General features: G+C 33.3%; 8 protein-coding genes and 1 pseudogene. 4 read left to right on the forward strand and 5 right to left on the reverse strand.

Going from position 1 to position 9172, the window contains the following annotated elements; translation table 11 throughout:
- Nucleotides 1-5: 5 nt before the first annotated feature.
- Nucleotides 6-764 carry a hypothetical protein gene (locus ACTJFD_RS11130; protein ID WP_442261604.1) on the reverse strand — a complete coding sequence of 253 codons (759 nt, stop codon included), beginning with the start codon at nt 762-764 and terminating at the stop codon, nt 6-8.
- Nucleotides 765-971: 207 nt separating this feature from the next.
- On the opposite strand from ACTJFD_RS11130, the gene ACTJFD_RS11135 reads away from it, so the two are divergent.
- The 4 genes from ACTJFD_RS11135 (at nt 972) to ACTJFD_RS11150 (ending at nt 2472) form a co-directional block, all read left to right on the forward strand.
- Nucleotides 972-1478: a sigma-70 family RNA polymerase sigma factor gene (locus tag ACTJFD_RS11135; protein ID WP_442261605.1), complete on the forward strand. Its 507-nt coding sequence runs from the start codon at nt 972-974 to the stop codon at nt 1476-1478.
- A gap of 92 nt (nt 1479-1570) precedes the next feature.
- On the forward strand, nt 1571-1780 hold the full coding sequence (locus ACTJFD_RS11140; protein WP_442261606.1) for a DUF1659 domain-containing protein: 210 nt from the start codon (nt 1571-1573) through the stop codon (nt 1778-1780).
- 18 nt (nt 1781-1798) lie between these two features.
- Nucleotides 1799-2011 (forward strand): DUF2922 domain-containing protein, encoded by a 213-nt coding sequence (locus ACTJFD_RS11145; protein WP_442261607.1) that lies wholly within the window; start codon nt 1799-1801, stop codon nt 2009-2011.
- A gap of 122 nt (nt 2012-2133) precedes the next feature.
- Nucleotides 2134-2472 (forward strand): hypothetical protein, encoded by a 339-nt coding sequence (locus ACTJFD_RS11150; protein ID WP_442261608.1) that lies wholly within the window; start codon nt 2134-2136, stop codon nt 2470-2472.
- A gap of 65 nt (nt 2473-2537) precedes the next feature.
- Here ACTJFD_RS11150 and ACTJFD_RS11155 read toward each other — a convergent pair.
- The 4 genes and pseudogenes from ACTJFD_RS11155 to ACTJFD_RS11170 form a co-directional block, all read right to left on the reverse strand.
- A pseudogene (locus ACTJFD_RS11155) lies at nt 2538-3964 on the reverse strand (basic amino acid/polyamine antiporter).
- 258 nt (nt 3965-4222) lie between these two features.
- Nucleotides 4223-4867 carry a GntR family transcriptional regulator gene (locus ACTJFD_RS11160; RefSeq protein WP_442261609.1) on the reverse strand — a complete coding sequence of 215 codons (645 nt, stop codon included), beginning with the start codon at nt 4865-4867 and terminating at the stop codon, nt 4223-4225.
- Nucleotides 4868-5152: 285 nt separating this feature from the next.
- Complete coding sequence (gene tagD / locus ACTJFD_RS11165; protein WP_442261610.1) at nt 5153-5551, reverse strand: glycerol-3-phosphate cytidylyltransferase; 399 nt, start codon at nt 5549-5551, stop codon at nt 5153-5155.
- A gap of 81 nt (nt 5552-5632) precedes the next feature.
- Nucleotides 5633-9172 (reverse strand): hypothetical protein (locus ACTJFD_RS11170; RefSeq protein WP_442261611.1); only part of this gene is annotated, 3540 nt, incomplete at its 5' end.

Consider the following 9172-nt stretch of genomic DNA (forward strand, 5'->3'; position numbering starts at 1 on the left):
GTCTTCTAATTTTCTAAAACTGACAAATACTCTCGGTAACTTGTAATTTCAGCTAAGTCTTTAATTTGTTCATAGCCTTGTGCTAAAAATCTTTCTAAATAAAAAGATTTAAAATCAACATCCATATAATATTTACTAAAATGTGTATTGCCTTGTTTAAACCAATGGCCTCGCCAATGATCAATAAAGTGAATTTCACTCAATTGAGCGCGAGGAGCTAGTTCATGATGATAAAAAACAAAATAACAACGTGCAGCAATTTCAATTCGGCGCAACAACGCCCTTAAACTTATTGGAAGGATTAACTCTAAGTCATTACAAAAAGTTAATAAGGACATGTTATGTGAGTAGGTTAAAACATTATCTAATAAAGTCAAATTTATAATTGACGTATTTCTTTTAGCTGATCCATCTAGCGTCATAAATACCGTTTCTAAGTCCAAATAAGGAAATTTATAGATTCTTATTTTTAAAACGGCTAAAACTGACTTTTTTATCACTTGATAACTAACTAAAGAATGCTGACTAAACTCATCTAATAACTCATGTGTTGTCCTGGTTGTCCTCTTAGGAACTCCATCTAATTCAACCACTATGGCATTAAATTTTGTCTGAGGAAATTCTGATAAATCACAAACATATACCGTGTCTTTAGAAATGCTAACACCATTAACCGTATTAGAACAAGCAAGTAAATCGGTATACTGCTCTAAAGTAAGCGGCTCCTCTTGTAGCAATTTTAAAAACATGTTTTTTTTATTCATAACAAACTCCTCCATCTCATTTTAGTTTATTTTCTCCTCATTAAGCATAACATAACACGCGTTTCCTTGAAAGCGTTCTAACGAACTAAAACCTGTCAAATTGAACGTTTTAATGTCAAGTTGGCATTCGATTTACCAGACTAATTTTCAGTAAAATAAAATTATAGTTGGCCAACTAAATAAATCTAAAAACGAGGTAAAAATAACATGATTACGGAAGAAGAATTATTAGATAATTATCATAACATTTTACTTGGCGCACTAAAAAAATGCCACATTTACTTCTATCACCCTCAATTTGAAGACTATCTCCAGTTAGCTCGATGGACACTGATTGAAACTTACCGAGAACAACTCAAAAATGGGGTTGACCTTACTAATTTTAACAATTTTATTTACCAAAAAGTCTATTGGAAAATTATTGATGCCATCCGACATGATTTAAAACAACAAAAAAATGAGTTCCCAGTAGAACCTGTCATATTAACTGAAACAAAAATTAGCACGACAATCGATGAAACTGAAATTTTAGTAGAAGAAAGACTAACAAAACTATTGCCTCATTTAACTCCTCGTGAAAAAGATTTTCTCTTTGAAACGTTGATCAACGGCTTAAGTATTAGTGAAATCGCTAAGAAATATCAAGTCAGTCGTCAAGTCGTTTATCGTTGGCGAGATCATACTGCTTTGAAATATTTAAAGTATTTGGCATAAAGGGGGTGACAAATCGACTCCTTTTTTCGTTAATACTAGTGTAACAAGCGCGCGCCACTTACAAAAAATAAAAATATGAGGAAGTGATTAGTATGTCAGCAAACTTTGAAGACAAAAAAGTCCAACTGAACTACGATAACTTAGCAGGAGAAAAAAACAGAAAGCAAACCATCGCTAATATTAGTAAGGAGGCAACAGATGAAACCATTCTTTCATTTGCTCGATTACTTAGTACAATTGCCCCAGAAGATGAACCGCTACATGATCTCATTGTCATTGAGAGTTATCGTCATTCATTATAATAGGAGGGAAAAAGAAAAATGAAAAAATTAAATTTAACTTTTTTAAATGCTGTTGGAAAACAAACAACTTTAACGCCAACTATCGCTAAACAAGATTTAACCGCTGATGAAGTCAAAAATTTAATGGCGGAAATTATTAAATTAAAAGCTTTTGAAAAAGAGGGGACTCAACTCTATACCACCGCTAAATCAGCTAAATATGTGGAAACAGTAACAACTGACTTATTTTAAAGACTAAAAACAAAGAAAACTTGAAATTTAAAAAAATTTCAAGTTTTTTTATTATAAAAAAAAATTTTAGCTTTTTTAACTAAGTATATTAGTGAGGGGAACCATTAAAGGAGATAAAAAACATGTCAACTAACTATTTAGTAACCGAACAAGCTGTTTATCCTATTGGAAAGAAGGAAAAGGCCTTAGCCTTTTTCAAAGTTTGTGAGATTCAAACGGGGGCCGATCTTTTTAACCTGTTGCCTACGGATATTTCACTCGCTCATTTTTTCTTAATCAATCAAGATCAAGCTTTATTATTAGACCTAGCGGTTTCAGATGCTGGATTTGAGGAAGTTATTGAAAATGTCTTACAACAACGCTTCGAATGTGACCTTAGTCAAATTAAATTAGGTGAAGCTAAAGTTCATGACTTTAAACCTCAAGCTACTTTAGATGAAATTAAAAGTAATCTATTCTAAATAAATAAAATTGAATTCCTCTCAAAAACGAGACTCTCCGAAAAGGACAGTCTCGTTTTGTTTAGTTAGATATTTTGTACATCAATCTGTCCCATGCCAATCAAAAGAACAGAAACAAGAGCTAAAACAACCAATAAAATCGCTCCTATACGTTCATAGCGATTAAATGGAGTTTCACCTGCATTACGTTTTGAAATGAGGTACAGCAAGATCCCTGGCGCAAAAAGAAGCGAAGTTAGCATTAAGTAAGAGAGACCTGTCGCAAAAATACAATAGGCCATATAAACAGAAGATATAATACCAAGTAATAGTTCGATTGAAAAACCTTTTTTCCAATACCACGCCAACTTGACTAAACTTAATGAAACAAACAAATAAGGTATTAACATAGTACTCGACGATAAAATAGCCATAAAATTATAAGCGCTTTTATTCACTAAAAGAGATAATAAAAAGAATTGAACCAAACCATTGGTTAACCTTAACGCATTTTTAGGGGCTTCATGTTTATTCTCTTTAGCAAAAACATGAGGAAAAATATTATCTTTTGAACCTTGATAAAGAATCTCCCCAGCAAACATCGTACAAGCAAACCAAGCGCCTAATGCAGAGATAATCACTCCTAAATTAATCAAAATAGCTCCTGGTCGACCAATAATACTTTCCAATACTTGTGCCATCCCAGGTTTATCTAACCCTGCTAGCTCATCTCTGGAAAGAATAGCAAACGAAAGAACCGTTGCTAATAAATAAATCGAAATAATTAATACAAAAGCCAAAATCGTCGCTTTGCCAACTAACTTTTTACTTTTCGCTCTTGCAGAATAAACCACCGCTCCTTCGACTCCAACAAAAACCCAGACAGAAAGCATGGTTGCCTTCTTTATCTGTGGAGCGACCTCGCTCCAACTAAAGTTCTTATCAATCGTTCCCCAGACATCTGCTGTAAAAAGATCCGCATCAAAAGCGATAATCGCACAAATAATAAAGATAAAAAGTGGAATCAGTTTTGCAATTGTGACTATGCCATTTATTTTTGAAGCAAAATCTGAGCCCTTTAAAAAGATAAAATGCATTCCCCATAAAATCAGTGACGCTCCAATAACAGAATAGACATTCTGACCATCGCCAAAAATATTAAAAAAATAACTTAACGCACTAAAAACGAGAGAGGCTAAGGCAACATTAGCTAAAAAACAGATAGCCAGTAACCTAAAGCACTATTAAAACCAATAAAACTACCAAATGAATAGCCAGTATAACTATAAATTCCAGCATCTAGTTCAGGTAACTTTCGATTGAGGATTTGTAAACAAACCACATAAACCCCCATCCCAATTCCAGATAAAATTAGGGCAATTGTCGTTGCGCCGACTGAAGCAACATTTGCCATATCTGTCATTAAGTTAAAAATACCACCACCAATGACTGAGCTGACCGTCAGGGCAATTAAACTAAACAACCCCAGCTTTTTCTCTTCTTCTTTTTCCATCGTTTTCTCCTTAATGATTAACTGAGTTATTGATAACTCTTCTTTTTTTAATTGTCAAACGATTTCTTTTTCGCTGAGAGATACTAAAAAATGATAACAAAGCTATCCCTAAAAAGTAAAATCATAGTTAAAAATTTCACATTAAATTGAAAAAAAAGCATCAACAATAGCGACAGTTTAACATAAAGTAACTAACGATATCCTTAAAAATTAGACAACAAAAACGTGAGATTTTTCTCGTTTTTAATGTAGGTTATACTAGCTCCCTTGATAATAGTCTTCGACTTTATCTACTGACCAATAGGTTTTTTCTAGATACTCACGTAAAGCTTGTCCTTCTTGTTGTTCAAACAAACGAACGATTTGTTCGTGCTCTTGATTAAGTTGTGTATAGACTTCAATAATTTTATCACTCTCTTTAAAAAATAAATAAATTCGATCTAAATATAGAAAACGAATACGTTTTAGTTCTTTGTCTAAAAACTCGTTATGGCATTTAGCCATATATTGCTCATGAAATTCAACTAATAACCGATTGAAAGTAGAATATAATTCATTTTCAATCGCAGAGTTCATACTATCGATTAAAAAATGCATTCTTGCAAAATCATTATCCAACATTTTTGTGCAAACTAATTGTGCACATTTTCCTGTGAGTAAACCTATGTAATCAATTAACTCTTTCAAATCGCTTTTTGTATACGTTTTTATTGTAAATCCTTTTCTCGGTTCTCTCTCTAAAACACCTTCAGCTGCAAGCTCAACTAGAGCTTCACGAATGGGTGTACGACTAATACCTAAATGATCAACTAAGTATTGTTCTTTTACACGTGCATCACGTTTCATTTTTCCAGATGATAACTGTTCAAGAATAAATTGATAAACTAATTTTTTGGGATTCATATTACCGCTCCATTCTAAATTATATTAAACACTACACCACTATTTTACATTGTATACTAAATAAAATACAGCCTTTTTTACTTTACCTCATTTTTGTTTATTATAGATACCATTTATTAACATTTATTATCTCATTTTAATATTGACATTCATCAGATTTTATTAGATAATTATTCGTATATATCAATTATATAAATGTAATTGATACCTTTATATTTTATTTACAGACAAAAAAGCTAAATGCCTCTACCAGCATTTAGCTTTTTGTCTATTAACTTATAAAAATTATTTCTTTTTATTTAAATCTTTTTTGATTTGTGACGTTGAAATCTCAGGTGTTCGTTCAAGGTAAACCACTTCAGCGCCTGTTTCTTTAACAAAATCGAACTTGCCTTTCCAGTCATCACCCATCACAAAACAATCGACTTTAAACTCCTCAACGTCTGTTACTTTTTGATCCCAACGATTTTCCGGGATTACTAAGTCAACATAACGAATCGCTTCTAATAACATCTTGCGTTTTTCATAGTCAAAATAACATTTTTTTTGTTTTTCATCCCAATTAAACTCATCCGTTGATAAGGCAACAATTAAATAGTCCCCTTGCTCTTTGGCACGACGTAATAGATTAATATGACCGTAATGTAATAAATCAAATGTTCCATATGTAATTACTTTTCTCACTCATCTCACCTCAAATTATTATACTATAAAAGTAGCATATCACAGACTTAATAGAAAGTCTTAATTTATTGACTCCTTTATTTAAGGAGTGGGCTTATCATCCAAACTCCATAATAACTCCCCTGAAAAGGTTCCAGCTAAGTTACCTGTACCCAAATTGAGATAAACTCCTTCCTGTGATACTTCTTCTTGTAGTAATGGAACATCTGTATAAATTTGAGTGGGGGTGACACTACTTTTAATAGGCTGTAAATCTTTGCTTAAAACAAGTCCTTTTTCATTCGGTTTTTTACGATAAATCAGTTCGCCAAGTAATTTTTCCTCTTTTATATTCCGCAATGGTGTTTTCTGACGGACACTTAAGAACCAAGTACTGGTACTTCCCAATGTATTAGTCACTGATAACTTAGGAACAACCCCCTCTTGTTTTTGAAGTGGAATATTTTCTTGATATTTTGACAGCAACCGTTGCGACCCAAAATTCAAGTCTTTCGTTACATCAAAATCCAAGCTACCCAAATAAAGCAACGTTACTTCAAAATTTTCAAGTGGGATTTCGTCTAGATTCCCATCAAAAATTTTATCACCGACTTTGACTTGATATCCCAAGTAAGTATACCCTTTAAAATTCATCTCCTTAAATGGATGTATAAACTCAGCAAAGGTTTGACCGTCTTGTCGTTTGACTGTTTGAGTCACCGCCTGAACTTCTTCTTTTTCTTGATCTAAATCATAGATGGGCTCTAATTCTGTTGCATTTGTTTTTAATTTTCGTTTTAAACTCATGGTTACCTTAGGATAGTCCCATGTTACTTCTTGAACTTGTGACTGGACTAGCCCCTCCAACTTCGCTGCTTTAGAATTACCAACGACTCTATTTCTCATCGCATCACCTGCTTTACTTCCTGAAACCTCTAACGTTAGGTGAATATAGAACGATTCTGCAGGAGCTAATTTGGCTATATTTACAAATACGGCTTTTCCTTGGGCTAGTTCTTGATTATAAGCCGTCCAATTGGTTAAATTAACATCATTAGGGTTTGTTCCTCGATCAATAGGGTCATTCGTTACATAGCCTGCTACCTGTCCAGTGTAAGGTGTTTTTTGATCTGCTTTAAAATAATTCATTCGTTTAATTTTATAATTCCCTTTAAACTTAGAACCAAGTGTGTCTTTGTCCTCAGGCAATACGTCTAAAATATTTATATTGGTTAAATCTTGCTTCAATTGATTAGAAACTTTAATTTGATAAGTTATCTCTTGTTTCGCCTCAATTGGTAGCCACTCTTTTTTCGAAACTTGATGATCAATTTCCCACTTATCTTCACGAACTAAAGTTAGGGAGACTTCATCTGTTCGTAATCGACTATTTGTATTCGCTCCCTCCATTGAAACAATACCTGAACTTGATAATTCAGTTGTTCCAGAGGTATTAAACTTCAAATCACCTTGTACAAAATAAACGTTGTAAGTTAATGGTGGTATCTTAACATTTGTTTTTCCTTTTAATTTCCAAGTCAAGGTTGTTTCGCCAGCAACTTCTTCTACCTCTGGTTCTTGCACATTTTTATTAAACCGAGCACTTCCCAGTTCATAACGCATCCCCTTCGGCAAAACTTCTTTCAACGTAAATTCTTTTTCTACTTGAGTCTCATCATCCGTTTTTAACACTGGTTTAACTTCAACTGTCGCTTTCTCAGAAGAACGAAATAATTTTTTAGGTTTATTAGTTTGGTATTCATTTATACTCTTAGCATAGCTCACTTTAGCTGGAACTATTAAAACATTATTTCCAAAAATAAAGTCTGATTGCTGAGATACAACTCCATTCTCATCATATTCTGATGGAAACCATGATTGAGTCGACGGATACTGGGTCGACTTACTTCCATCTTCTTCCCAAGCCATTTTTGCCCATCCTAAAGTCGCAAAGGAATTTCCAAATTTATCTCTATCACCAATAGATGACTTTTTCAAGCGGCGCCTTACGAATAAGTTTTCATACTGAGCTCCCTTTCGCTGTCCTACACTTCCTGACCTAATCGCAGATAGTTTGCCATTTGCTTGTGCTTCTTCTACTTTAGAGTACCAAACGTAATCTGCCATTCGATTTTTATTAAGCGTTGCATAATCATATTTTCCACTACGACTCACTCCATATTCAATGGGTTTTGGTTCTGCTATTTTATTATCACCTTCAAGTAATTCAGGATCTGTTTTTGAGACAGAAATGAATTCAGATTCCTCTGGATTCCATTTCTGCATAAGAACAGAGTCTTTTGCCCAAAAATTAGAGCTAACACCTATTGCAGTTACTGCAACAAACTCAGCACCTGCTGTCAAAACCTCATTACCTGTATTAATAAGTGTGTTAATACTGGATCCTAGGCTCCCGTTTCCCTTCGCATCTAAATATTTTGAATAAACTGAAATAGTTGGCAACGGATATTTATATGAAATCTCATTATAATAAAGTTGACCAAAATTTTCCGTCAATTCTTCTTCCGCTGTTCCCCTTAGCCAAATACTATCAACATTATAAGAGTATCTCAATGCTATATTATCTGTTAAAAGAGTTATATCTTCTTTTAAATAAGTCCCAACAGAAAGAAACAAAAAAAAATTTTTCAAAGCTGCATCATTAATATTACCAGCTATCCCATTAATAGGAACATGATTTGAATCTACTTTGTAATTAGAAAATGATAATTTGAAATCACCACCAGAAGTTTCTGTTATCTTTTGTTTTCCTGAATCATAAACTGAATTCAAGTTATTATTATTTCGAGCTGCTGGAACATATAATGACCGTCTAAGTTGTCGATACGTTCCAACCGTTTGATTATTTTTATAATCCCTTTCTGGATCACCATAATCAAAAATTTCTGTTGGTTTAATATCTTCTTCTAAATTTAACGATTGCCAAGAACCAATATGATTTAAATTTTCATCGTGCTTTATTTTACTAATTTTTTGTTTAAAATTAATTTCTACATCACCCTCTGGTACAGAAACACCTAAATAACGACTAAAATTGTCTTTAATTCCATTTCTAATTTTTAATGGATTCAATGTGATTGCGATTCCCAATTGTCGCATCCGTGCTGGATATGGTGGTGTTTCTTTTATCATTAGCTCATAAGGATAAACAGCTTCCGACCATGAATTTCTAAAAATAGGATAAAATCGTTGTTTCGAAGTCACAATGCTATCTTTCATTCCTTTTACTTCTTGAATGAGATTAAACGGAACAACCTTACCTGATTCATCGACACCATCAATCAATTCAATTTTTAAATCTTCAAGCCCAATTTTAGTCTGATCCGTTGCCCCATAAACTTGAAGGGGAATGGTGATAAAACGATTGGAGCCTGTTGTAATCCCATCTTTGCCTTTAGTTTCATAAAGATAATTCATTTTAGAGACTACCTCCCCTTTTGCTGGTTCTAAATTATAAGTCCCTCCCATAAAAGCAGGAACACTAGCATTTAAATTACCAGCCTGAGAAGAAATACCATTCTTTACTGTACTTGTGATCCGCATCCGAATATCGCGATATTGCTTGCTGTAAATGGCGGTGATAAAATGTAGGAAAATGGCAACTTGAAAATGTTGTTTTTC

The organism is Vagococcus sp. (assembly GCF_052102835.1).
Classification (GTDB): Bacteria; Bacillota; Bacilli; order Lactobacillales; family Vagococcaceae; genus Vagococcus.

Bases quoted from the DNA above. Each gene is read 5' to 3' on its own strand.
- ACTJFD_RS11130 (WP_442261604.1), bottom strand. From the start codon at position 764: ATGAATAAAAAAAACATGTTTTTAAAATTGCTACAAGAGGAGCCGCTT.
- ACTJFD_RS11135 (WP_442261605.1), top strand. From the start codon at position 972: ATGATTACGGAAGAAGAATTATTAGATAATTATCATAACATTTTACTT.
- ACTJFD_RS11140 (WP_442261606.1), top strand. From the start codon at position 1,571: ATGTCAGCAAACTTTGAAGACAAAAAAGTCCAACTGAACTACGATAAC.
- ACTJFD_RS11145 (WP_442261607.1), top strand. From the start codon at position 1,799: ATGAAAAAATTAAATTTAACTTTTTTAAATGCTGTTGGAAAACAAACA.
- ACTJFD_RS11150 (WP_442261608.1), top strand. From the start codon at position 2,134: ATGTCAACTAACTATTTAGTAACCGAACAAGCTGTTTATCCTATTGGA.
- ACTJFD_RS11160 (WP_442261609.1), bottom strand. From the start codon at position 4,867: ATGAATCCCAAAAAATTAGTTTATCAATTTATTCTTGAACAGTTATCA.